At 37.3% G+C, this 24,421-nt stretch carries 30 protein-coding genes; 14 read left to right on the forward strand and 16 right to left on the reverse strand.

The genetic code is table 11. The features are described from left to right. The 3 genes from K8F54_RS10215 to K8F54_RS10225 form a co-directional block, all read left to right on the forward strand. Nucleotides 1-693: efflux RND transporter permease subunit (locus K8F54_RS10215; protein ID WP_290790431.1), on the forward strand; the 693-nt coding region annotated here is incomplete at its 5' end. Beyond that, the gene (locus tag K8F54_RS10220) at nucleotides 690-995 is read left to right on the forward strand and encodes a hypothetical protein (RefSeq protein ID WP_290790434.1); all 306 of its coding nucleotides are present in this window, start codon (nucleotides 690-692) and stop codon (nucleotides 993-995) included. The genes K8F54_RS10215 and K8F54_RS10220, both read left to right, overlap by 4 nt. A gap of 19 nt (nucleotides 996-1,014) precedes the next feature. Continuing rightward, nucleotides 1,015-1,200 carry a DUF2892 domain-containing protein gene (locus K8F54_RS10225; RefSeq protein WP_290790437.1) on the forward strand — a complete coding sequence of 62 codons (186 nt, stop codon included), beginning with the start codon at nucleotides 1,015-1,017 and terminating at the stop codon, nucleotides 1,198-1,200. 15 nt (nucleotides 1,201-1,215) lie between these two features. Here the strand turns inward: K8F54_RS10225 and upp are convergent, their stop codons facing one another. Continuing rightward, nucleotides 1,216-1,869: a uracil phosphoribosyltransferase gene (gene upp, locus K8F54_RS10230; protein WP_290790440.1), complete on the reverse strand. Its 654-nt coding sequence runs from the start codon at nucleotides 1,867-1,869 to the stop codon at nucleotides 1,216-1,218. Between the two features lie 118 nt (nucleotides 1,870-1,987). Between upp and K8F54_RS10235 the strand changes: the two genes are divergently transcribed. From K8F54_RS10235 to K8F54_RS10245, 3 genes are all read left to right on the forward strand, one after another. Beyond that, nucleotides 1,988-2,383 carry a DUF302 domain-containing protein gene (locus K8F54_RS10235; protein WP_290790443.1) on the forward strand — a complete coding sequence of 132 codons (396 nt, stop codon included), beginning with the start codon at nucleotides 1,988-1,990 and terminating at the stop codon, nucleotides 2,381-2,383. A 90-nt stretch (nucleotides 2,384-2,473) separates the two neighbouring features. Beyond that, nucleotides 2,474-2,773 carry a ribosome-associated translation inhibitor RaiA gene (raiA, locus tag K8F54_RS10240; protein ID WP_290790446.1) on the forward strand — a complete coding sequence of 100 codons (300 nt, stop codon included), beginning with the start codon at nucleotides 2,474-2,476 and terminating at the stop codon, nucleotides 2,771-2,773. Between the two features lie 10 nt (nucleotides 2,774-2,783). Beyond that, nucleotides 2,784-3,620, forward strand: a complete 837-nt coding sequence (locus K8F54_RS10245) for a universal stress protein (protein ID WP_290790449.1) — start codon at nucleotides 2,784-2,786, stop codon at nucleotides 3,618-3,620. 65 nt (nucleotides 3,621-3,685) lie between these two features. Here the strand turns inward: K8F54_RS10245 and deoD are convergent, their stop codons facing one another. From deoD to K8F54_RS10270, 5 genes are read right to left on the reverse strand one after another with little or no spacing between them, the layout of a single operon-like run. Further along, nucleotides 3,686-4,387: a purine-nucleoside phosphorylase gene (deoD, locus tag K8F54_RS10250; protein WP_290790451.1), complete on the reverse strand. Its 702-nt coding sequence runs from the start codon at nucleotides 4,385-4,387 to the stop codon at nucleotides 3,686-3,688. A gap of 4 nt (nucleotides 4,388-4,391) precedes the next feature. Further along, nucleotides 4,392-5,036, reverse strand: a complete 645-nt coding sequence (gene deoC / locus K8F54_RS10255) for a deoxyribose-phosphate aldolase (RefSeq protein WP_290790454.1) — start codon at nucleotides 5,034-5,036, stop codon at nucleotides 4,392-4,394. Next, nucleotides 5,036-5,335, reverse strand: a complete 300-nt coding sequence (trxA, locus tag K8F54_RS10260) for a thioredoxin (protein ID WP_290790457.1) — start codon at nucleotides 5,333-5,335, stop codon at nucleotides 5,036-5,038. Before trxA ends, deoC begins: the two co-directional genes overlap by 1 nt. A gap of 46 nt (nucleotides 5,336-5,381) precedes the next feature. Continuing rightward, nucleotides 5,382-6,260, reverse strand: coding sequence for an RsiV family protein (locus tag K8F54_RS10265; RefSeq protein ID WP_290790460.1), 879 nt, complete (start codon nucleotides 6,258-6,260; stop codon nucleotides 5,382-5,384). Between the two features lie 10 nt (nucleotides 6,261-6,270). After that, entirely contained in the window at nucleotides 6,271-6,675 is a 405-nt protein-coding gene (locus K8F54_RS10270; RefSeq protein WP_290790462.1) for a hypothetical protein, read from the reverse strand. Between the two features lie 106 nt (nucleotides 6,676-6,781). Here K8F54_RS10270 and K8F54_RS10275 point away from each other — a divergent pair, with 106 nt between their 5' ends. The 8 genes from K8F54_RS10275 to K8F54_RS10310 all read left to right on the forward strand — a co-directional run bounded on the left by K8F54_RS10275 (nucleotide 6,782) and on the right by K8F54_RS10310 (nucleotide 14,882). Continuing rightward, nucleotides 6,782-8,005, forward strand: a complete 1,224-nt coding sequence (locus K8F54_RS10275; protein ID WP_290790465.1) for a PAS domain-containing sensor histidine kinase — start codon at nucleotides 6,782-6,784, stop codon at nucleotides 8,003-8,005. A 6-nt stretch (nucleotides 8,006-8,011) separates the two neighbouring features. Next, on the forward strand, nucleotides 8,012-9,070 hold the full coding sequence (locus tag K8F54_RS10280; protein WP_290790468.1) for a response regulator: 1,059 nt from the start codon (nucleotides 8,012-8,014) through the stop codon (nucleotides 9,068-9,070). 82 nt (nucleotides 9,071-9,152) lie between these two features. After that, the gene (locus tag K8F54_RS10285; RefSeq protein ID WP_290790471.1) at nucleotides 9,153-9,992 is read left to right on the forward strand and encodes a universal stress protein; all 840 of its coding nucleotides are present in this window, start codon (nucleotides 9,153-9,155) and stop codon (nucleotides 9,990-9,992) included. 119 nt (nucleotides 9,993-10,111) lie between these two features. Continuing rightward, complete coding sequence (locus K8F54_RS10290) at nucleotides 10,112-10,960, forward strand: universal stress protein (protein ID WP_290790474.1); 849 nt, start codon at nucleotides 10,112-10,114, stop codon at nucleotides 10,958-10,960. A 16-nt stretch (nucleotides 10,961-10,976) separates the two neighbouring features. Further along, complete coding sequence (locus K8F54_RS10295; RefSeq protein WP_290790477.1) at nucleotides 10,977-11,828, forward strand: universal stress protein; 852 nt, start codon at nucleotides 10,977-10,979, stop codon at nucleotides 11,826-11,828. Nucleotides 11,829-11,843: 15 nt separating this feature from the next. Further along, nucleotides 11,844-12,650 (forward strand): universal stress protein, encoded by an 807-nt coding sequence (locus K8F54_RS10300; RefSeq protein WP_290790480.1) that lies wholly within the window; start codon nucleotides 11,844-11,846, stop codon nucleotides 12,648-12,650. 8 nt (nucleotides 12,651-12,658) lie between these two features. Then, a complete protein-coding gene (locus K8F54_RS10305; RefSeq protein ID WP_290790482.1) occupies nucleotides 12,659-13,510 on the forward strand; it encodes an ATP cone domain-containing protein in 852 nt (283 codons plus the stop codon). Nucleotide 13,511: 1 nt separating this feature from the next. Then, nucleotides 13,512-14,882, forward strand: coding sequence for an MBL fold metallo-hydrolase (locus tag K8F54_RS10310; protein ID WP_290790485.1), 1,371 nt, complete (start codon nucleotides 13,512-13,514; stop codon nucleotides 14,880-14,882). A 14-nt stretch (nucleotides 14,883-14,896) separates the two neighbouring features. Here the strand turns inward: K8F54_RS10310 and K8F54_RS10315 are convergent, their stop codons facing one another. The 10 genes from K8F54_RS10315 to K8F54_RS10360 form a co-directional block, all read right to left on the reverse strand. Then, nucleotides 14,897-15,739 (reverse strand): restriction endonuclease, encoded by an 843-nt coding sequence (locus K8F54_RS10315; protein WP_290790488.1) that lies wholly within the window; start codon nucleotides 15,737-15,739, stop codon nucleotides 14,897-14,899. A 157-nt stretch (nucleotides 15,740-15,896) separates the two neighbouring features. Further along, nucleotides 15,897-16,481 carry a Pycsar system effector family protein gene (locus K8F54_RS10320; RefSeq protein ID WP_290790491.1) on the reverse strand — a complete coding sequence of 195 codons (585 nt, stop codon included), beginning with the start codon at nucleotides 16,479-16,481 and terminating at the stop codon, nucleotides 15,897-15,899. A 32-nt stretch (nucleotides 16,482-16,513) separates the two neighbouring features. After that, the gene (locus K8F54_RS10325; RefSeq protein ID WP_290790493.1) at nucleotides 16,514-18,346 is read right to left on the reverse strand and encodes a pyruvate kinase; all 1,833 of its coding nucleotides are present in this window, start codon (nucleotides 18,344-18,346) and stop codon (nucleotides 16,514-16,516) included. A 102-nt stretch (nucleotides 18,347-18,448) separates the two neighbouring features. Then, nucleotides 18,449-19,369, reverse strand: coding sequence for a hypothetical protein (locus K8F54_RS10330; protein WP_290790497.1), 921 nt, complete (start codon nucleotides 19,367-19,369; stop codon nucleotides 18,449-18,451). Further along, nucleotides 19,362-19,757: a hypothetical protein gene (locus K8F54_RS10335; RefSeq protein WP_290790500.1), complete on the reverse strand. Its 396-nt coding sequence runs from the start codon at nucleotides 19,755-19,757 to the stop codon at nucleotides 19,362-19,364. Before K8F54_RS10335 ends, K8F54_RS10330 begins: the two co-directional genes overlap by 8 nt. Further along, nucleotides 19,754-20,512: a TIGR00730 family Rossman fold protein gene (locus K8F54_RS10340; protein ID WP_290790503.1), complete on the reverse strand. Its 759-nt coding sequence runs from the start codon at nucleotides 20,510-20,512 to the stop codon at nucleotides 19,754-19,756. The genes K8F54_RS10335 and K8F54_RS10340 overlap by 4 nt, the downstream gene beginning before the upstream one ends. Nucleotides 20,513-20,517: 5 nt before the next feature. Beyond that, nucleotides 20,518-21,639, reverse strand: a complete 1,122-nt coding sequence (locus K8F54_RS10345) for an ABC transporter permease (protein WP_290790506.1) — start codon at nucleotides 21,637-21,639, stop codon at nucleotides 20,518-20,520. Then, nucleotides 21,639-22,745 (reverse strand): ABC transporter permease, encoded by a 1,107-nt coding sequence (locus tag K8F54_RS10350; protein WP_290790509.1) that lies wholly within the window; start codon nucleotides 22,743-22,745, stop codon nucleotides 21,639-21,641. Before K8F54_RS10350 ends, K8F54_RS10345 begins: the two co-directional genes overlap by 1 nt. A 15-nt stretch (nucleotides 22,746-22,760) precedes the next feature. Next, entirely contained in the window at nucleotides 22,761-23,495 is a 735-nt protein-coding gene (locus tag K8F54_RS10355) for an ABC transporter ATP-binding protein (RefSeq protein WP_290790512.1), read from the reverse strand. Next, complete coding sequence (locus K8F54_RS10360) at nucleotides 23,485-24,414, reverse strand: ABC transporter ATP-binding protein (RefSeq protein WP_290790514.1); 930 nt, start codon at nucleotides 24,412-24,414, stop codon at nucleotides 23,485-23,487. The genes K8F54_RS10355 and K8F54_RS10360 overlap by 11 nt, the downstream gene beginning before the upstream one ends. Nucleotides 24,415-24,421: the final 7 nt, after the last annotated feature.

Raw genomic sequence — 24,421 nt, forward strand, 5'->3', positions numbered from 1 at the left:
AATCAAAAGCGAGTGGTGTATGTGATGGCCGATATGGCAGGCGCACTTGAAAGTCCGGTCTATGCCATTTTAGGAATGACAGATAAACTGAAGCAGATACCACTTCCTGAAGGGTATTCTTTAGAAGAGTTGTATATAAAACAACCGGCTTTTGAAGATGACTACACCGTGAAATGGGATGGAGAATGGCAAATTACCTTAGAAGTATTCCGTGATTTAGGGATGGCATTTTTAGGGGTGATTGTGATTATCTATATGTTGATTGTAGGGTGGTTTCAGAATTTTAAAGCTCCCGTTGTGATGATGGTGGCAATTCCACTTTCGTTGATCGGGATTGTGTTAGGACACTGGTTCATGGATGCCTTTTTTACGGCAACCTCCTTTATTGGAATGATCGCCCTCGCCGGTATTATGGTGAGGAACTCGGTGCTGCTCATCGACTTTGTCAACCTAAGGGTGGCAGATGGTATACCGTTAAAACAGGCCGTTATCGAAGCCGGTGCGGTACGAACCACGCCCATATTATTAACAGCGGGAACTGTGGTCATTGGGGCATTTGTTATCCTGTTCGATCCTATTTTCCAAGGACTAGCAATCTCGTTAATGGGAGGAACCATTGTATCGACTGTGTTGACATTGCTGGTGGTGCCTTTGGTGTATTATTTAATTGAACGTAAAAAACACGAGATATGAAATTATTAATAGTTACCGTGGTCGAACAATTCGAAAAAGAAGTGTTGCAGCTTTTTAAGAAAGCCCATATCGAGAACTTTAGTGGCTCAGACATCGAAGGATATCGCAATCCCAATTCGGTTTTACTCAATTCCAGTTGGTTTCCCAGTCAGGGAGGCGGAGCCGAATCCGGAATGTTTTTTTCATTCACGGATGAGGAAAAGATCGATGCTTTCTTCGATCTCGTAAAGACCTTTAATACTACCATAGAAACAAACAATCCTATAAAAGCGGTAGTTGTTCCTATCGAAAAATTTATTTAACAATTTAATACACAAGATTATGATTAACAGATATATTAGAGCTATTGCCGGAATATTTATCCTTATTAGTTTGCTACTTGCCGTTTATGTGAATATACATTGGTTGTGGTTTACTGCCTTTGTTGGAGCCAATTTATTACAGTCTTCCTTTACCAAATGGTGTTTGATGGAAACTATTCTGAAGAAGTTCGGCGTACGCGAGTAATTTAATATTAAAACCTTAGCGTTTTAAGCCGAAGGATAGATCGCCTGCATCACCTATCCCGGGAATGATATAGCCTTTGCTATTCAAGCTGTCGTCAATGGCGGCAATCCACAGGTGGGTATTTTCAGGGAATATTTTTTGAACATGAGAAACCCCGGCCTTCGAACCTATAACGGAAACGATATGAATTTGTTTTGGCGTACCGTGCTCTTTAAAGGCACTTAGCACATTTTCTAACGTCTTGCCGGTGGCCAGCATGGGGTCTGTTAAAATTAGGGTTTTGTTTTCAATAGAAGGGGAGGCCAGGTAATTGACAATAACTTCAAAGGCATCCTCATCTCCTCGGTGATGGCGATAGGCCGAAATAAATGCATTCTCTGCCTTGTCGTAGTAGTTGAGGAGTCCTTGATGCAAGGGTAATCCCGCTCGCAATACGGAACAAAGCACGAGCTGGTTTGAAGGTGTCGAAACCATTTTGGAGCCCAATGGGGTTTCTACCTTTTGAGATTGATAGTCTAGGGTCTTGCTGAGTTCGTAGCCCAAAATTTCACCAATACGTTCGATATTCTTTCTGAAGCGCATGGGATCTTTTTGAATATGTGTGTCCCTAATTTCAGCAATGAACTGATGCAAAAGTGAATTTTCCTCTCCTAAATTGTGGATTTTCATTTTGAACGAATTTACCCTAAATGTAGCAAATTATTGTTTGGGTTCAGTTGATATTTATCATAGTATCTTTTGGTGTTGCGGTCTAATTTTGTCATGAATACATAAAAAACCAAATAGTATGAGTTATTATATATCCACCACGCTTCAGAATAGTTCATTTGACGAAGCAATAGAAAGAATCACAGCGGAACTTAAAAAAGAAGGCTTTGGCATTCTAACAGAGATTGATATCAAAGCGACTTTACAAAAAAAATTGGATGTCGATTTTTATAACTATAAAATTCTTGGAGCCTGTAATCCGCCCTTTGCCTATAAGGCATTACTAGCTGAGGATAAAATAGGTACCATGTTGCCGTGTAATGTAATTGTTCAGGAAAAGAAGCCGGGAACTATTGAAGTTTCGGCTGTAGATCCAGTGGCTTCAATGGTTTCGGTGAAGAATGAACATTTGGGAGAACTGGCACTAGAAATTCAGAAAAGATTAGAGAAGGTGATTAACAGTCTTCAGAAATAGGTTTAAACGAAGGGGAGCACTGACGAATATCATATTTTAAAAACGCTTTCCGTAGTACTTTTATCCTACTAGTAATTAAAGATTTTAAATATGACTATTCGAATTCAATATGTGAAAATACCTACTAGCGAAAGCATGTCGGATTATGTAACAAAAAAGCTCGAAAAATTGAGTGCTAAGTACAACTGGCTTATCAATGCCGATGTATATTTTAAATATGAGAACGACCCTACCGGTAAACGAGACACTTGCGAAATTGAATTGAGCCTTCCCGGGCCTAGAATATTTGCAACCTCAACCGATAAAAATTATGAATCTGCTGTAAAAAAAGCGATTTCAGATTTAGAAAAACAGCTTAAAAAACGCAAAGCAACCTTTACAACTCATTAAATTCTAACCCATGAAAAAAATACTTGTACCCGTCGATTTTTCCGAACATTCTGAATATGCGTTAGAAGTAGCTTCCGTAATCGCAAAAAAACAAAATGCCGAGATAATTGCCCTTCATATGATGGGACTATCTGAAGCTGTGATCAATAAAAATGAAGCGAAGGAAGTATTTGAAGCCATGTATTATTTAAAACTGGCCGAAAAACGTTTCTCCGAATTTCTAGACAAAAAATTCTTGGAAGGAGTGAAGGTTACCGATACCGTTTACAACTACAAAAACTTTAGCGAGATCAATGATGTGGCAAAAGATCACGGTGCCGACTTAATTGTAATGGGATCACATGGTAGCAGTGGAATAAGTGAAGTATTTGTAGGTTCTAACACCGAAAAAGTGGTGCGTACCTCTGAAATTCCTGTGTTGGTGATCAAAAATAAGCCTAAGAACTTTACATTCGAAAATGTAGTCTTTGCATGCGATTTTGAGAAAGAAAGTATCATTGCTTACCAAAAGGCCATGAAATTCTTTAAGCTATTTTCCGCAAATGTACACTTACTACACGTCAATCTACCCAATGAGCGCTTTAGAAGTACTCCCGAGATTGAAGAAAAAGTGAGAGAATTCTTGTATCAGGGCGATCTAGGAAGCTTAGATAGCTTGGGTAAAGTTGTATATGTGGATGACTATTCGGTTGAAGACGGTGTCTTTACCTATAGCAATAAGATCAATGCAGATGCTATTGCCCTGTCAACCCATGGTCGTCGTGGCTTGGCGCATTTCTTCTTCGGAAGTGTTGGCGAAGATTTGGCAAATCACGCCGATATACCGGTACTCACATTTAAAATTTAGCTGATTACTAATTATAATAGGTTGGTAATAGGAAGAAGGGGTCTTTAAAAGGATCCCTTTTTTAGTTATGACAGCGTGTTTAGCGCAATATCGATCATCGTGCTAAACGTGCTTTCTCTTTCGGTTGCCGTAGTTTCCTTTTTGCTTATAAGTGAATCTGAAATGGTTAAAATTGCCAGGGCTTTTACCCTGTGTTTTGCGGCAATGGTATATAGTCCTGCAGCTTCCATTTCAACACATAGGACTCCAAAATTGGCCCATTTCTTATACGAATCAAAAACATCGTCGTAATATTCGTCTGCAGAGAGTACATTTCCTGCTTTGATAGGAATTCCTTGATCCTGAGCATAGCGTGCCGCTTTCATAAACAACTCAAAATCTGCAGTTGGAGAGTAATCTGAATTGAAAAATCGCGAATTGTTAATCCCCGATGTAGACGAAGCCGCCATGGCAATCACGATGTCCCGAATCTTTACATCGGGTTGGTAAGAGCCGGCCGTCCCTACACGAATGAGGTTTTTAACTCCGTAGTCATTGATAAGTTCGTGACAGTAGATCAAGGCCGAAGGAATGCCCATTCCCGTTCCTTGTACCGAAATTGGTTTCCCATTATAGGTTCCGGTATACCCTAACATACCACGCACATCATTATAACAGAAGGGATCCTTTAAAAATGTTTCAGCAATCCATTTGGCGCGCAATGGATCTCCCGGCAATAAGACCGAGTCGGCTATTTCTCCTTTTTTCGCTTCAATATGTATACTCATAGTGCTAGTTTGTGGTGACAATGACGATTCCGGAGGAGGTCCCAATCCTGCTAACACCAAGATCTATATAGGTCTGAGCCGTGACAGCATCTTTAATCCCTCCCGAAGCCTTTACTTTTAATTTACCATCCACGGCATTCAGCATTAGCTTGACATCGTGAATGCTTGCTCCTCCCGTACCAAATCCTGTCGAGGTTTTTACGTAGTCTGCCCCCGCTTTCTCAGTAATATTACAGGCAATTCGTTTTTCATCGTCGGTTAAATAACAAGTTTCCAAAATAACTTTAAGGGTCTTGTCCCCGACTATTTCTTTGATGGCCGAGATTTCTTCGCGTACACTTTTAAAAAGATTGTGCTTTAAGAAGCCAATATTCATTACCATGTCTATCTCGTGGGCACCTTCTTTTATGGCTCTTTTTGTTTCTGAACGCTTTGCCTTGGTAGAAGCGGTACCCAAAGGAAACCCAATGGTAGAAACCACTTTTATATCGGTGTTTAATAATTCGTTACTCGCTAAGAAAACATAGCAGCTATTCACGCAGACACTGTGAAACTTATATTTTTTTGCTTCATCACACAGTTGCACTATATCATCGGGAGTGGCGGTTGGTTTCAGCAGTGTATGGTCTATGTATTTGTTTAACTCCATTAGTTGTGGCTTCGTATTGCTGAAATAATTTCATTCTTTGGAAGGACTCCAGACTGTCTCCAAAGTTGTTTCCCTTGCTTAAAGATAAGCATGGTGGGAACTCCTTGAACCTGGAATCGAGAGGCGATGGATGGGTTTTTATCGACATCGATTTTTACAATTTTTACACTGTCTCCCATCTCATCTTTTACCTGTTTAAGAATGGGTGCCAGTGCTTTGCAGGGGCCACACCAGTCTGCGTAAAAATCGATTAAGACCGGCGTTTCAGAATTAATTATATCGCTAAAGCTGCCTTTCATTGGTTCGAGATTTAATGGTATTAAGATACTACTTTGTTTCTTGTTGTTAACTTATTAATGGGTTGAATTTGTACTTTCGGAGCACGGGTAGTAATCGCACCAAAGGGATCTTTATGGAATAGGTTCCCGTATACGAAGGACAGATTACACAATCGTCGAAATAGAATTCAACAAAGGTTTCGTCCACCACAAAGTTGTTTTTATATTCGAAGAAATCTTCTTCAGAAATCTGCCAACAGTCATAGAAAAATTCTCCGGAAGCAATCTTTTCCTGTAGGAGTTCATTTAAAATAACCCGCAGTTCTTCCTCCGAGCCATCGTTAAAAAAATCTTCATAATTCATAAACACGGCACGGTTGAGGTCGAAATTGAGGCAGTCAAACGTATAAGATGGATGCATGGCACCGGAGTAGTAATTTTCCTTGTAGAACAAAACACTAATCAATTTTTCATTGATGTTATAAATCTTATAATCGACCAATCGTTTTTCACGGTATCTGTTGGTACGCAGCGTGTCACAATACAATTCTTTATCTTCCAAAATTTGAGCCTCAACACCTTTTATATCGATATAATACTTTTGAACGTATTCGTTAAAATTTCTATAGGAAGGTTTTAAGGCTTCATTGAGGTGAGGATATTTAAAGTCGAGTACATAAAGGTCTTCTTCTTTAAAAAAAGTCTTTGACAATACCAGATCTTCTAATTGTACCCGTTCGTCTTCCTTCTTTATAAGTTCCTCCCGTTTTATTTGAATAGTTTGCTGTTTTCTCAAATCAATATCATGATCTGAAACTACCAACGAATCCTCAACAACATCGGTCACGTCTTCGATAGCATCGGTTTCCTTTTTTTGTGAATCATTTTTACAACTTATCAAAAGCCCAAAAACAAGCAGGAGGGAAAGGTATTTCATAGATTTCATAGCGAGTGTATTATTGTTCAAGTTCGAGTTTTAGTCTGGTGAGTAGGATTAATTCCGATTTGTTTTTTCCTGAAAAGGCATCGGCTATGGCATTGGCTGTAATCCAGATAAGTTTTTTTCGTTTCAAACTAAACAGACTAGGATGTTCTTTTTTAAAATATTTGAAATCCTTAAAACATGCATCTGCATCGAGCGAATTATAATCGAGCCAACCAAAGACAATTTCTATTTGATAGGCAGCGTCAGAGTGGAATTCGTCTTCATAGTCGTCCAGTTTAATCCAATGGCTATTCACAATGTCGATAAGTGCCTCGTATTCCGATTTTCGCACTACTTTATCCGCAGCCGCAACAGCATAGAACAACTTACCAATAATTTGATAGAATTCTATTTCGGGTTTTGGTACTTCACGCATAACAATTCATTTAGAATTTATAAGTAAAATTACAGATAACACCTCACTTTTTTTATGATAAAAATCAGTTCTGAAAACCAGCAATAAAATTGTTACTTTTGGGGACATGAAGGTTTTTGAGGAGAAAAAAGGGAATATTTTTAAATTACTTTCTGAAGCTATTTCGGAAGGCATTATTATTGTGAATGTACAGCAAGAAATTGTCGCTTCCAATGGTGTTGCTAATGTAATGTTTGGCTACGAAGAAAATGAGTTATTGGGTTCGCAACTTAATCGTTTAATTCCGAAGGATTATCGAAAAAAGCATACAGGTCATTTTGATAGTTTTATTGAAAAAAGCGACGTGAGGCAAATGGGGCATGGTCGCGATTTGTATGGTTTACGTAAGGATGGTACTGCTTTTCCCCTGGAAGCTGGATTAAATCCATTTGAAATTTATGAGAATCAATATGTCATGGCTTTGGTGAGTGATATTACCATTCGGAAAAGGCAAGAACAGGAAATCAAAGAACTTAATGAGAGTTTAGAACTTCGTATTCAGCAAAGAACAACAGAATTACGCCATAGTATTTCAGAATTAAAGGAAGAAGTGGCAAAGCGTAAGGAAGCAGAAAATAGAATAAAGGAATCACTTCGTAAGGAACGTGAATTAAATGAACTTAAAACGAAATTCCTTTCATTGGTATCTCACGAATTCAAGACACCTTTAAGCGGAATTTTAACCTCGGCAACGCTGGTTGGAAAATACACGTTGACAGAACACCAGGAAAAAAGAGATAAACACCTAAAGACGATCCAAAGCAAGGTTAAATATTTGAATAATATATTAGACGATTTTCTTTCTATTGAGCGCATTGAAACGGGTAAGGAAACGTATAAATTTAGTCTTTTTCCATTGAGTAAGGTGGTAAATGAGGTTATTTACGACGCTAATATGTTGTTGAAGGAAGGGCAAAAAATAAACTATCCTCAAAATATCGATGATATTATTGTTGAGTTTGATGAAAAAATATTGGAACTTGTTTTGACCAATTTAATTAATAATGCGATTAAATACTCACCCGGAAATACCGCTATCGATGTTCGGGTTGATCAGAAAAAATCGAGCTTGTGTATTAGTATTCAGGATGAAGGCATGGGTATTCCAGCAAAAGAACAAAAGTTTATCTTTAACCGTTACTTTAGGGCAGAAAATGCCTTGTTGGATCAAGGTACGGGTATTGGACTCAATATTGCGAAAAGCCATTTGGAAAACCTAGGTGGGACAATTACCTTTACCAGCAAAGAAAATGAAGGAAGCATCTTTAAAGTAGAAATACCAATTAAGTAGATACAAATGAAAACAATCCTTATCATCGAAGATGATGCAGCCTTGCGAGAAAACACGGCAGAGTTGTTAGAACTTTCAAACTTTAATGTCCTTACGGCACCTAATGGGAAATTAGGGATTGAAGTGGCAAAAAAGGAGCAGCCGGATATTATTGTTTGTGATATTATGATGCCCGAGGTAGATGGATATGGCGTGTTAGAAGCGCTTAATTCGGATGCATTGACCAATCAAATTCCGTTTATATTTCTTTCGGCAAAAACGGAACATAAAGAAGTTCGCAAAGGAATGGATATGGGTGCCGATGATTACCTCACAAAACCGTTTGATGAAGAAGAACTTATAAGTGCGGTTGAAAGTAGGCTGGCCAAAGCAAGTTTGCTTGAACAAAAGATTAAAAATCAAAATGCCCAAACGGTTCATGAAAATGATGATGATAGCCTGCGAAACTTGAATGAACTTAAAAATTTCTTCGATGATTACGGCAGTATTTTAACTTTTAAAAAGGGAGCCAGTATCTATAAACTTGGGGAGCATTCCAATAATATTTTCCTTATTTTAAAGGGGGTTGTAAAAAGTCATAAGATGGATGAAAGCGGAAAAGAACTCACCACGGCATTGCTTAAAGCCGATGATTTTTTGGGTTTCACCTCCTTCGATGAGAATGTTCCCTATACCGAGTCGGCTACGGCGGTAGAAAATGTAGAGCTCGCTGCAATCTCAAAAATGCAACTTAAGGAAGTGTTGGGTAAAAGTCAGGGGGTATCACTCGAATTAATGAACGTACTTACCGATAATCTTTCAGAAATAAAGGAACATCTCCTTCAAATGGCCTATGGTTCGGTGCGTAAGAAAACTGCACAAACTATTCTTCAGTTTGCCGAAATACTGGGTAAAACATCGGAAGACACCATTAAAATTTCGCGTAACGATCTGGCCAGTGTAGCCGGAATTGCTACAGAAAGCCTTATTAGAACCTTGTCAGGTTTTAAGAAAGACGGCCTCATTGAAATTGAGGGGAGAAACATAAAAATTTTGGATCTTCAGCAACTTCAATTAATTGAATAGTCAATTAATTTGAAAAACTGACCATTGTCATTCTTTGCCTTGTTACATCAGGATACATTTGTTTTTATTACAATGTATTGAGATGAAGCATATTCTTATCCCAACAGATTTTTCTGAAAACGCTCAAAATGCCATTAGCTATGCGCTGTCTTTTTTTAAAGATAGTGATGTAACGTTCTATTTGTTACATGTTTCTTTGATGGATGAAGTAGATGAAGATGAATGTTATTACAAGATACCGGAAGCGGTATTGGATAAGAAGGTTGCTTACAAGCCTTCGGATAGATTAAAATTTGAATTGAAACATTTAAAGAAACACTCCAAAAATGCCAAACATCATTTTTTCGCAATTCATGAATATATCCAATTTATCGAAGCCATGCGAAAACATGTATTGGAAAAGGAGATCGATTTCATTGTTATGGGAACCAAAGGAGCTTCCCAATGGAAAGGAGATGTCATTGGCACCAATACCGGGAATGTGATTACCAAAGTGAAGTGTCCCATCTTGGTGATTCCCGAACAAGCTTCGTATAGTCAGGTAAAAAACATTGTTTTTCCTACCGACTTTAATATTTTTTTTAAGCACAGGATCCTCAATACATTTACTGAAATACTACACCATACAGGTGCATTGGCAAGCATTTTATATATATCTAAAAAAGTACAGGACCTTACTGCCCTTCAGAAAAAGAATCGAAATTATCTGCAAGAACACCTAGAGGACAAGCCGCATAATTGTTATTTTATAACCGATGAAAATATTGAAACAGCTATCGATACTTTCGTCGAATCACATCATGTCGATATGATTGCCATGGTAGCCAAAAACCTAAACTTTTTTCAACGCCTCTTGTTTAAGCCTACCGTAGAAAAATTAAGCTACTATACAAAGATTCCTTTCTTGGTATTACACGAGTAATAGCTGCTTTCCTAGCTAGTTTCACACCTCGAAAAATCAGCTACTTAGCTGATAATTATCATGTTTTTTCTGCTCCGGAAAACATAGCTTTGAACATAACCTCAAAATGAACAAAAACCATGAGAAAGGTGTTAATTCCAACCGATTTTTCTGAGAACGCGATGAACGCGATTAAATATGCAATGGAGCTATTTAAATACGAGCGAAGCGAGTTTACAATTATGCATGCCTTCGCCGATGAGGTTTATGAAAACAACCTTGAAATGTCCCGCGAGCTTTTCGAAGAATACAAAGAAAAAGTGAAAGAGAGTTCCGACAAGGAATTGCAACAGGTATTAAGCGAAATGTTGGAAATTTCACCCAATCCTCGACACGAATATAATTTCATTTCGGTTTTTGGAAGTTTGGTAGATGAAGCCAATGATTTTGTAGATAAGGAGAACATCGATGTTTTGGTTATGGGAACCAAAGGCGAAACAGATGATCGTAATCTTACGTTTGGCAGCAATACCTTGCAGGTAATTAAATATGTAAAATGTCCCGTATTGGCTATTCCGTCGACGTTTCACGATGTACATACAAAACGAATTCTCTTCCCAACAGATTACCTATTGCCTTTTCAAAGGCGAGAGATAAAACTCCTGAGTACCATTGCCAAGAACTATGCGGCCACGATCAATTTTTTATATGTTTCCGATTTTAAAAAGATGTCCTTTAGACAATTGGATAATAAGTCGCTTATTGAATGTTATCTGGTTGATAACAATACTGCTTTTTATACCGAAGCCGGTACAGATATCACCAAGGGAGTCAATGAGTTTATTAAAAAGCACAATGCCGATATGCTCGTAATGGTAAACACTAGACGATCGTATTTGGAAAATGTACTATACACCTCAACCATTCAAAAGATGGGATTGAACGTTCAAATTCCTTTTTTGGTGCTTCAAAATTTACCCCGATATTAATGTTAAGTCAATTACAATGAAAAAGATACTAGTCCCCACCGATTTTTCCGACAATGCCTACAACGCCATTCAATATGCCATGAAGCTTTTTGAAAAAGAAACATGTACCTTCTATTTGTTGAATACGTTTACTCCTGCTGCGTACAATGTGGGTGCCATGGCCGACAGCTATTCGGCATTGCGCCTTCAGGAAATTGTTAAGGAAAATTCTGAAAATGAATTAGCCAGAATTGAAAAAAGCATCAAAAAAGAGTTTAACAATCCAAAACACAGTTTCGAAAAAATTGCCAGTTTCAATCTGCTGGTTATGGAAATTTTAGATATTATAGAGACTCATGATATAGATTTAATTGTAATGGGAACCCAAGGGGCTACAGGTGCTAAAGAAGTATTCTTGGGGACACATACTACATTCACTATTAAAAAGGTAAAATGTCCTGTGATAGCGGTGCCTTCCGGGTTTACCTATGAAACCCCTAAAGAGATTTTATTTCCCACCGATTTTCGATTGAGTACGTCAAACAGATATTTGAAACTTATCAAAGATATCTGTGATTCGCATGTCGCCAGATTACATATTTTAAATGCCTATTACGAACCACTTGACGAAGAACAAAACAAGGTAAAGGACTTTTTGGATCAATACTTTAAAGGAAATGCCCACTTATTTCACTTGGCAGAAGATACAGATGTATTGGGGGCGATCGAAACCTTTCAGGTAAAACATAAGATCAATTTCTTAATTATGATCCACAATAAACATTCCTTCTTCGAAAACATGCTTTTTAAACCTGTTGTCAATCAAGTGGCCTACCATACCAATATTCCATTTTTAGTGATTCCTTCGGAACAACGAATGCTTCACTAAATAAAACCAAGATATATGAAGAAGAGAATTCTAATCCCCACCGATTTTTCTAAAAATGCCTGGAATGCAATTGCATATGCCGCTGATCTGTACAAACGAGAAGCAGTAGATTTTTATATTGTACACGCCTTCGGTAAATCAAGATCGAGCACAGCCGATCAACAGGCTGAAATCGGACTTCAGAAAACGCTAAAACTTCTCGAAATAAAAACAACATACCCTAACCATACTTATTTTACACTTGCTTTAGATATGCTACCACTTAGAGCAATCAAAGAAACCGTAGAGCGTAAAGATATCGAATTGGTCGTGATGGGGACCAAGGGAGAAACAGATGATAAGGATGTCTTCTACGGAAGCAACACGGTCGACGCCATGGAAAAGGTGCGAAACTGCCCGGTCTTAGCAATACCGGGAGACATTACATATCAAGACCCCAATGAAATTGTCTTTCCTACCAGTTATAAGACGCATTATAAAAGAAGAGAGCTGCGGTATTTGTTTGAAATATCACGAATCACCAATGCACCTATTCGTATTTTGCACGTACAATCGGAGAAAAACCTGAGTCCATTGAAGCAAAGCAATAAGGAACTTTTGGAAAATTGTTTGGATGGGACTAATTATTCCTTTCATTGGTTGGAGAATGTGAGTGTGCAAGAAGGCCTTTTCAATTTTGTTTCTCAGCGAAATAGTGGTATGATTGCCTTTATAAATAAGAAACATCAATTCTTTGGCAGTATTTTTTCAAATCCTTTAGTGAAACAATTGGGGATGTATGCAACGATTCCGGTGTTGGCATTGCACGACCTTAGAAATTAAATAGCAGCATGGGAAAAAAACAAGAGGAATCCATTGAGGTTGTAAAGTCATCGGGGCAAATCGTCCGGTTTTCAATTGAAAAATTGAAAAATTCGTTACGTCGCAGCGGTGCCGATGAAAGCAGTGTTCAGCATATTGTGGATGTGGTACGGGATGAATTATATCAGGGTATTTCTACCAAAGAAATTTACAACCGAGCCTTTGCCTTATTGAAAAAGAAAAAATCAATTTACGCCTCGAAGTATAAATTGAAAAAAGCTATCTATGAATTGGGTCCCACCGGATTTCCTTTCGAAAAATTTGTAGCCTCTGTGTTGTTCTATTCAGGATACGGCGTTCAAACGGGTCAAATCTTACAAGGAAAATGCGTAACGCATGAAGTAGATGTAGTGGCTCACAAAAATGGACAGTACATTGTGGCCGAATGCAAATTTCACAATGTGGAGGGAAGAAACTGTGATGTGAAGGTGCCGCTGTATATTCATTCTAGGTATCAAGACATTCTAAAATTTTATGAAAAGGAAATTCAACCGGGAAAGACCCCTAATGAAGGATGGGTGGTTACCAATACCCGATTTACTTCAGATGCCTTGCAATACGGCAAATGTGTAGGTTTGAATCTGTTAAGTTGGGATTATCCTATTAACGATGGTCTAAAAGATCGTATAGACAGATTAGGACTTTACCCCATAACCGTTTCCACCTTGCTTTCTCAACGAGAAAAGCAATTTTTATTAAGTAGAGATGTGGTGCTATGCAGGGAGTTGATAAATGATGTGTTTTATTTGGATCACCTGGGAATTTCAGAAACTAGAAAGGCAAAAATCTTAAAGGAGATAAATATGTTATGTACTACTTGATATGGAATCGATTAAAATTCATTTTTTAGGAGCGGCCGGAACTGTAACCGGATCGAAATACTTACTGGAGACACCACAACAGAATATCTTGATCGATTGTGGTATGTTTCAGGGGCTTAAAGAATTGCGGGAGAAGAATTGGGAGCACTTGCCCATTGATGTAGCCTCTATCGATGTGGTCTTATTAACACATGGACATTTGGACCATACCGGATACTTGCCCAGATTGGTAAAACAGGGATTTCGCGGCAAAATAATTGGGACGGCACCTACTTTGGCTATTACAAAGATTATTTTGTTGGACAGTGCCAAGATTCATGAAGAAGAGGCCCAAAGGGCTAACGAAGAAGGTTATTCAAAACACCATCCTGCCCAACCGTTTTATACCATCAAAGAAGCAGAAGTAACACTTGGATTTTTTCAGCAGAAGGAAAAAGAGCAGTGGCATTCACTAACTGAAGATATTTCCTATAGGTTTTTGTACAACGGTCATATTATTGGAGCCACCTTTATCGAATTAAACCTCTTCGGAAAGCTATTCGTTTTTTCGGGAGATATTGGAAGAGAAAGTGATCTGTTATTGTTTCCGCCGGAACGCCCTACTCGGGCCGATTATCTTTTTATTGAAAGCACCTATGGTAATAAATTGCACCCTGCGGAAAGCGTTTCAGAAAAACTGGTAGCGCTCATTTCACAAACCATTCATCAAAGAGGCGCCTTGATAATTCCTTCTTTTGCGGTAGAACGACTCCAAACTTTGATGTTTATCCTTTGGAAACTGTACAATGAAAATCGAATCCCTAACATTCCAATTTTTATTGACAGCCCTATGGGAAACAACGTACTATCTGTTTTTGAAAGCTTTCCCGATTGGCATAAAATTCCGCCGAAGGACTTTAGTGCCATGCAGCGTAGAATGAATATTATTACTTCCTACAAAGAAACCTGGGAAACTATTGACAATCCACAACCAAAAGTGGTGATTGCAGGAAGTGGTATGGTTACCGGAGGCAGGGTGTTAACCTATTTGCAGCAGCTTATAGATAAACCGGAAACGGCAGTTTTATTAGTTGGCTATCAAGCCGAAGGAACCCGCGGGCGGCAGTTATTGGAAGGAGCTCACGAATTAAAATTCTTCGGAAAGTATCGAGAAGTAAAAGCTCAGATTCATCATATTGAAAGTTTGTCGGCCCACGCAGATCAGCAAGGTTTGTTGGATTGGACGAGTCATATTAAAAACAATCCTGAAGATGTATTTTTAGTTCACGGTGAAGCTACTGCTCAAGATGCCCTTCGTGTTAAGTTTATGGATACCTATGGCTGGAAGGTGCAAATTCCGAAGCTATATGAAATAGTTGAGATTGAGATCTAATTCTACCGAAGCTCTTAAAGCTTGCAAAGGTTTTTAACCTCTTCTAGAATACGTTCGATGCGCTGAGAGGAAACACCTATTTTATCCAGAATACTACTGACTTCAAAAAGTTCCTTGACTAGAATCACATCATTGTCAATAAGTTGTGTCTTTTCGCTTTTGGAAAGGGTGGTTAATGTTGTAATGGGATAAAGTCCAAATTTATCGACATTCTGTTTTATACCGCTATTTTTTGGATAGTCCCAGCTAAGTAAATGTAAGCCTACACATTTGGCATAGTCTATTGCATCTTGAGAAAAACGCGTATTGGTGATCAACCATCCTTGTTTTAAATGAGATGCTTTTTTAGGGTCTTTGTTCCATTGTTCTTGAATGTCTAAAAATCTGGAATTGATATACAAGGGAACTCTCACATTGCTCACCCCTTTGGGATCTGAGTGAAACTTACATTCGATAGCGTATGTATTTCCATCTTTTTCAGCTAAGACGTCAATTTCGTGAGTAACACATTTACCCTTTAAAACGATTCCGACTCGAGTGGTATAATCGTGTTGTTTAAGCAATGCGCTTACTAAGCGTTCAAATGGAAATCCAGTAGGGCCTAAATCGAATATGGCGCGTTTTAAACTGTAGCGCGATGCCGATATTCTATTGTATTTTTTTAATATGGAAAAGGCTTTCTTATAGATTTCATTTGAAGAAATACCGTCATAAATTGAAGGTTGGATTTGAGTAATAATGGTGTCAACTTCATTATTAGTTGCCCCTGATGACTGAAGTGACTGTTTTAATTTTTGAACTGAAAATGGTTCAGCTTCTTCGGTGTTTTTCACAACAAATATTTCATTTTTAGACATAGTGCATTGTTTTAGTATTTTAAGATTTCAGTAATTTTTAAAGGTTGGTCGATATCAATTTTAGGGTCATAACAGGATATTGTGCAGGTATTTAACCAATCAAGATCAAAAGCAACAAATCTTTATAATTGTTAAAAAAAGAGGTGTCAACCCGCTTTTATGCAAAGGCTATAAGTCCTTTTATCAATGAATATATTATCGCTGTTACCAATCCCACTAAAAAAATGACCACCGAAAGGACCAATATTTTTTGTTTTAGAGCGATAGTCTTACCCAAAAAATAAAGATCGTCTATCATTTCTTCATAGATCGTATGCCCTGTCTCCATAATACGTTTAAATTCAGATTTGAACTCTTCTAAGGATAGCGAAGAAAAATTTTCTGCATATAAAACTCCTTTATAACCACTTTTTTTAAAAGCTCTGCCAAAGTAACGATGTGGGAGCATACTAAATAAGGCAAAAACCATAGAGAGCATACTACAAATTAGTAATGCCCTAATGCCTAGTACAATTTTAAATCCATCATTATTCGGTGCTATAAATAGGACCCCCAATAATAGGGAAGTGATTATTGAGTTAACGGTGAGTACGATCCTTGCTTTATTATCAACCATTTTTAACAGATTATAATGATTTCGGGAAAGTGTTCTAAACAACGTTTGAACACCTCGGGAATCGTACTTGTCTTGCTTTCGTTTTTTTGGCTTACTTTCAGTGTTTGATTGTTTATCGTCTTTCATAATATTTAATTTATTAAGAGAGAATGCTCACTCTATAGATCTTCATTAAATTTCAATTTCGGTAAAATGGTTTTATTTCCTCTTTGAACATGTTGCATTTTACACAGTATTTTGTCCAACATTTTAACCGCTTTTTCTATGTATGGCCCTTTGTTTAACATGACACATTCTGCTCGCTGAGCCATGGCAGCATCGGTGATTTCTGCCCTTGTGGGTATTCCTTTTTTTATCATGTTTTCTAAAACCTGAGTTGCCCAAATATCAGGCAAATGAGCAGATTCGCAAAGCTGTAGTATTTCTTCCTGAATAATGGCGAAATTTTCCCACCCTGTTTCTATGGCTAAATCACCTCGCGCTATCATAACACCAATTGGATAATTTTCCATGGCCTTTAATATGATGCCAGGCAGATTTTTATAGGCTTCTTGCGTTTCAATTTTTAATATAATACCAATATTAGCATTGAGACTTTTTAGTTCATTGAGTAAATTTTCAATATCCTGTTTGTCATTGATAAACGAAAAATTAACTACATCAGCATTTTTCACAACAAATTGTAAGTCCTTTTTATCTTTATCGGTCAACTCGCTAAAACTCAATTTACTTTTGGGTAAATTTATTCCCTTATCAGCTCTTAATTTGCCACCTTTACTTTTGGTACCGGTAATTTCTATAATTAAATACTCTGTTTGAATTTCTTTGATGACCCCTTCAATTTTACCATCATCAAAATAAATTTGCTCTTTTTCATTGACCATATTAAAAACCTCGGGCAAAGTACATGAAACATGAGCCATTTCAGTAATACTACCTTCCTGGTCATATAGAGCAGGTTCTCCCAAAATAGGCTCTTTATCAAGCCTCAATAAATCGCCTTCAGACAAAAAGATAACTTCTTCTAATGGTAATAACTTATTAGCAGTATGCTTTTCAGAAGCAGATCCTTTTCCAAAAAATACGTTTAGCGAAGTTCCGGAAACAATAAAGGCCGATTTTTTACAATTCCCCCAACGCCCATTATTTTCTAGTTTATCAATGATGATTTTACGCCTTTTACCCCGTGAATCTTTAAAAATAATATAGGAACCAATTTGTGTTTTTTGAAGCCAATTTTTATTTATCGGAATGATAGCATCCGCTTCTTCTCCCTGAGGAGGTTGAGTGCCGTAGGGTGCCATCCAAATTTTTGCAGGAGCTACTACTTTACCTAGATCATTTTTTTTTGGCTTTATATGAATAACCTTATGACCAGGTTTCATTTTGCCGGTCCTAATTTTGGGCCCCGCCAAATCCATCGTGATTTTGCAGTTATTCTCATGGGCTCTAATGTTATTTATTATGCTCTTCCATGTAGTTTCATCATCATGTGCGCAATTAATTCTTGCACAATCCATTCCCAAATCTATAAGTGATTTAGTAAATTGTGCGTCACTTGCAGCATTCAATGGCTGAGTAACCATAATGGCTGTTTTTCTTTTATTTTTTATCTTACCAAAGAGAGCTTCAAAATTTTCTTTCTGGATTTTCTTTGCTTCCTTATTGGTGAGGAATATTTTTTTATCATCAGATGAATCAGTCTTCAGTAAACTATTAATAATGGTTTTAAAACTTAAAATTCTATGTAAAATACTCCCTTTAAACTCAGGTGAATTCGGCAAACCAATTTCATCAATTTTTTTTTGTAAAATATCGATACTAAACGAACGTAAGGCCAAATAATGAATTAAATTCTTAGCGCTGTTAGTATAATTAGGGTGTACACTATCTATTTGTTGTTTATACTTAGCTTCAAATTCATAAATTTTAGCAAGTATTAAATCACTTGTGACTTCAATTTCTTGTAATTTATTTTTCGGGTAGAGCATGTTCCAAAATTTTAGTTTATAAAGCAAAATAGTTGCAAAAAGCCTAGAATTACTTGTAATTGAACCTCCATGAATTAGAGGTTAAAACAATTGCATTTAGATTTAAAATCTTAATATTTCCGTCATAAGCCCAAATCGGATAATATTCAGTTGTTGTTGAAAATAGATATTATAATAATCTGCACCGTGATATAATTGGACGAAAAACCCAATATCTTCTAAAAACTTCGGATGATAGTAAAAGGTAAGACTAGCATTGAATCTATCTAAATCAAAAAAGGCTAAATCATTAAAATTATCAAGCATTATGGTTGTTTCTACTTTTAACGAAAAATTAGCCGATCTTTTTTTACTGAAAAAATCGCGATCCATCGGAAGCTTATAGGCAAAAAATGAGTTATGCCATCGAAGCCCGCTGTACAGACCATGTAGTTCTTCTTGCGTCCAACTTTTAGGGTGTATTTCCAGAGCGCTTTTAATAAATTTTACCGCGTTCACAGTAGTGCCGTATGATGTATCGATAAAGCCGAATTCAAAAAAATTGGTTGCAAAATTTCCAGATTGGAGATTAATTTTGGGTTCGTTAACATCTAATAAAGGACCGTCTAAATAAAAATTGCCATCCTGTCCATTTGAATGATGTGCTATTCGAGCAAATACTGTGGTATGATGTGCTAGCTCTGGATAACCCATCAAATAGTAGAACGAAATTTGCGGAATATAACTAGGGGTTTTTACGGGATACGATTCTTCATTATACATCCGAATCATAATTTGTGGGGTAAGCACCATCATCATTTTTGAATCACTGCGTTGACGGATGATAAAATTAGGATTGAGATTGGCTTCAAACATTAAAGGTGCTATGTTTCCAATATCTATGGGGAAAGTAATATAGCTATCACTTTGATTTATATGTGCTATTTTCGCTAGATCAAGTCGTGGTAGGGTATCATTTTTGGTTTGGGCATAGCCAAAACTCAGAAGAAGACAAAAGAATATTAGATTTGTAGATTTAATCATGTTTTCTTTTTAGGTACTTGTAGAACAGAAGGGCAAAAAACAAGGTGATTCCGATTCTGAAAAACAAGGCGCCAATTGTTTTGGTTTCATATAAACCACCACTATTTATATGAAAAAACAAACCAATTACAGCAATTATTAAAACCACTACAGAAACAATTAATATTTTGTAAGCTACTTTATTCATTTTAAAGAATTCATAAACAGCGATGAGGTAGAGAAGACTGCAAATTAAATTTGCCCAAACGACAAAAGGTACATAGTTGCCTTCTTTGGCTCTAATGCCAAACCAATCAAAAATCACAGAACTACTTAAGAATAAGGTGAGCAAAGCAAATAGTGCTAAGGCAATCGCACTTACAGTATGGACAGTTTTTTTAGTTTTCATTTGGCGATTGATTTATTATTAGATTCTCCAAGCCACCATTTTGGCTTTATATGTTTTCTAACTAATTTGAATTTTTTTATGGCATGTGTTTCTATATGAGTAATTAAATCTTCCACAGAATCGGTTACAAAAAGCAGTTGCATGTCTTCCGGACTGATACTTTCTCTTTCTGCCATAATTTGAATATGTTCACATAATTCCTTGTGGTATTCGGAATCAAAAATAACTACTGGGAAATCCTCAATGACTTTTGTCTGTATCAAGGTTAATGCTTCAAAGAGCTCATCGAGCGTACCGATACCTCCGGGCATGACTACAAAAGCGTACGAATATTTTACCAAAATTACTTTTCGCAGAAAAAAGTAAGGAATGTCAATCCACTTATGGAGATATGGATTTGGTTTTTGTTCAAAGGGTAGAATTATATTACAACCCACAGAATACCCCCCTGACTCATAAGCGCCCTTATTGGCGGCTTCCATAATACCTGGGCCGCCACCTGTCATCACGGTAAACCCCAATTTTGAAAGTTCAGCTCCTATTCTCTCTGCATTTATATAATGTTCAGAATCGTTTGTAAATCGAGCAGAGCCAAAAACAGTCACACAGGGACCAATAAAATGCATTTTCCTAAAGGCTTTTATAAAGTTGAAAAACACCTTAAATGCAAAGGTAAATTCGTTAAAACGTGATAACGGACCGCGTACGAATAAAGATTCGTCCTTTGAAAGCTTAAATTTTTGTCGTCTTTCCATAACTTCTAATTTGTCTTCTTATAACTCCAAACAGCCAGACCATTCATTACAAATGCAAAAACGGTAATAACAGAGAGTTGATAAATCACATCTATAAAACCGGAACCCTTCAGCATAACCATTCGAATTACTTCCACATAGTATCGAATAGGATTTAAAAGTGTTAGTTTTTGAGCCCAAGGTGGCATGCTTTCGATAGGTGTAAACAATCCACTCATTAAAATAAAAATTACCATTAAAAACCATGCAATAAACATTGCCTGTTGCTGAGTTTCGGTGAAATTCGAAATAAAGAGCCCAAGACCTAAGATGAGTAGTATATATACTGCCGTGAATACGTAAATAAGTCCGATACTTCCAACAATGGGTACACTGAATACGATTTTGGCGATCACTAGCCCAACCGTTAAAAGCACCATTCCCAATACCCAAAACGGAAACAATTTACCAATGATAAATTGGCTTTTTCTAATAGGAGTGACGTTAATTTGCTCGAGAGTTCCTATCTCTTTTTCACGAACAATGTTCATTCCCGAAAGAAATAGTGTAATCATCGTTACTAATAACACCAATATCCCCGGAACCATGAATGTTTTATAATTCAGGGTATTATTGTACCAAAACGCGGGGATGGCGAGGATATTAATTGGCCTTGCCACTTGATGGTCTGTTAGAGATAGACTTGCACTTAGGTGTTGATTGTATTCTCTAATAATCTGGTTGATATACACGTTTTCAATGCCTGCTTTTGCCCCGTCAATGGCGTTGGTATAGACTGCGAGTTCGGCCTTTTTGTTCTTCACCAGATCTCTTTCAAAGTGCCTCGGAATATCTAAAATAACATCCACGGCGCCTTTTTCCATCGCTTGATCGGCTAGCTCTTTTGAAGTAAAATGTTCCAGTACATCAAAGTAGTTGGATGCTTCAAATTTGCTGATAAGTCCTCTCGAAGTTGAGGTTCTGTCGTTATCGATAAAGGAAAATTTAATATTTTTAACATCAAACGTAGCGGCATTGGAGAGGATAAGCAACTGAATTAACGGCAACACAAAAATGATAGGCAACATGGCTTTGTTCCTGAATATTTGCAGAAATTCTTTTTGAACGATATAGCTTATAATTCGCATTATTCTAATCGGATTTTATATTTCTTCACACTCAACACGATAAAAAAGACTGTCATTCCCAATAAAATTAGCGTTTCCTTCCACAGAAATTGTAGTCCAACACCTTTCAACATAATACCTTTTAAAATCACAATAAACCACTTGGCCGGGATGATATTGCTAATATATTGCAGCGGCAAAGGCATACTTGAAATAGGAAAAATAAATTCCGAAAGTAGAATTACAGGGAGCATCAGACCCATTAGGGAGATCATCATTGCAGTTTGCTGCGTTTGGGAAATCGTCGAAATTAATATACCCAGAGATAATGCGGTAACTATAAAAAGGATCGTTTCAAAAGCGAGTAAAAGGTAACTTCCTTCGATGGGCATTTCAAAAACAAGAAATCCAAGAACCAGAATCACCAAAGCATTGATAATTGATAAAAAGATATAAGGAAATACCTTGCCAATAATTACCTGAAAAGGTTTTAGAGGTGAAACGAGAAGTATTTCCATAGTTCCCAATTCCTTTTCTCTCGTAATCGAAATGGAAGTCATCATGGCAGAAACCAGCATTAATATGACCGTCATTACACCCGGGACAAAATTAAAAACACCCTTGAGTTCGGGGTTGTATTGTAATTGTGTTTGTACGCTAATTTGATATGGAATTCTAGCGTTTTTGTTTAAAAGCTGCTGATGATTTTGCAGGATAGACTGAACATAATTGGAAATAGTATTCGCCGTATTTGGATCGGTGGCATCGGTGATAATTTGAACATTGGCAAGTTTTTTGATTTCTAATTTTTCAGCAAAATTTGATTCAAAGACTAGTATGGCCTTGACTTTTCCTTTTTTGAGAACCGTTTCTATATGTTTTTCTGACAGTACTTCAGTTTCGATATTAAAATAGGGTGAGGCATTTATTTTTTGAATGATCTTCCTTGTTTCGTTGTCTTTCGAATTGTCCAAAATGGCGATTTCCACATTGTTAATTTCGTTGGTTATCGCAAATCCGAAGAGCAATATTTGTACGATAGGCATACCAAAAAGTATGAACATAGAGCGCTTATCCCGAAATATGTGGAAGAACTCCTTTCTGACAAAACCTATAAATCGCTTCATTTTTGAGCTTTCAGTTTATTCAACATTACGGGCAAGTTTTAGGAATACGCCGTCCATTGAATTAGTGTTGTACTGCTTTTTTAATTTCTTGGGGCTGTCGAGTGCCTCAATTTCTCCTTCCGCCATAATGGAAACACGGTCGCAATATTCGGCTTCGTCCATATAATGAGTGGTTACAAAAATGGTTGTGCCTTTATCGGCTTCAGCGTAAATTAATTCCCAAAATTGCCGACGTGTAATAGGATCCACACCGCCTGTAGGTTCATCTAGGAATACTATTTTTGGTTCGTGCAAAAGGGAGATCGAAAAAGCGAGTTTTTGTTTCCAGCCAAGCGGTAGGGATTTTACCAGTTTTTTTGATTCTTTCTGTAATCCTAAGCTTTCAATTAATCGCGCCGATTTTTGCCTAATCTGGTCTCTGCTCAATCCATAGATACCTCCAAAAAAATTGATGTTTTCCCGAATCGTCAAGTCGTCATATAGGGAGAACCGCTGGCTCATATATCCTATACTTTTTTTGACCTTTTCGGTTTGGGTTGCAACATCCAATCCGGCAACGGTTGAAGATCCACTCGTTGGTTTTGAGATACCGATCAACATTTTCATGGCAGTTGTTTTTCCGGCGCCATTTGCTCCGAGAAAACCAAAAATTTCTCCCTTATAAACATCAAAAGAGATGTTCTTAACTGCCGTAAAATCGCCAAACATTTTGGTGAGATTTTGAACCGAGATGATCTTTTCAGTTTTCAATTGCTTCAGATTTAAAAGTTGATGCCAAATCCATAAATACATCTTCTATGGTTGTAACTGCGGTATGTATATCAACGTTCTTGTGATTATTCTGAAGTAAATACGCTCGTAATTCTTCTGGTGAAAAACTAGATTTTGAATCTGTATAATGAATAAATTCTCCAAATGCATACACCGCCTCCTGCGTTGGGAATCTTTTCAAATCCTGAATCAGTCTATACGTATTCTCGGCGCTCACGTTGTAGATTATTTTTTGGTGCCTGTCGACAATGTTTTGAGGACTATCTACTTCCAGTAGCTTTCCGTGTTGTATCAATGCAATTCGATCACACAAGGCGGCTTCGTCCATATAGGGAGTTGAAACCAAAATAGTGATTCCGTGTTTATTAAGTCGTTTCAGCATATCCCAGAATTCTTTACGGGAAACTGGATCGACTCCGGTTGTAGGCTCATCCAGAAATAGTACTTTGGGTTTGTGAATTAAAGCACAGCACAGGGCTAGTTTTTGCTTCATTCCTCCCGAAAGTTTTCCCGCCCGCCGATCTTTGAACGGCTCAATTTGGATATAAATATCTTTAATGAGCTCGTAATTTTCTTCAACGGTAGTTCCAAAAATAGTGGCGAAGAAATTGAGATTCTCCAAGACGGTTAAGTCCTGATACAATGAAAACCGGCCGGGCATATACCCAACCGATTCTCGTATGCGCTTATACTCTTTCACGACCTCCATATTGGCAACTTTGGCCACACCTTCATCGGCAATTAGAAGGGTGGTAAGTATTCTGAATAGGGTTGTTTTTCCCGCGCCATCGGGACCTATAAGCCCAAAAAGTTCACCCTCATTTACCTCAAAAGAAATAGCATCTAGCGCCTTTATTTTGTCGTAGGATTTACTTAGGTTATGGACAGAAATACTCACTTGTTTC

It is taken from the genome of Altibacter sp., assembly GCF_019913785.1.
In the GTDB taxonomy this organism is placed as follows: Bacteria; Bacteroidota; Bacteroidia; order Flavobacteriales; family Flavobacteriaceae; genus Altibacter.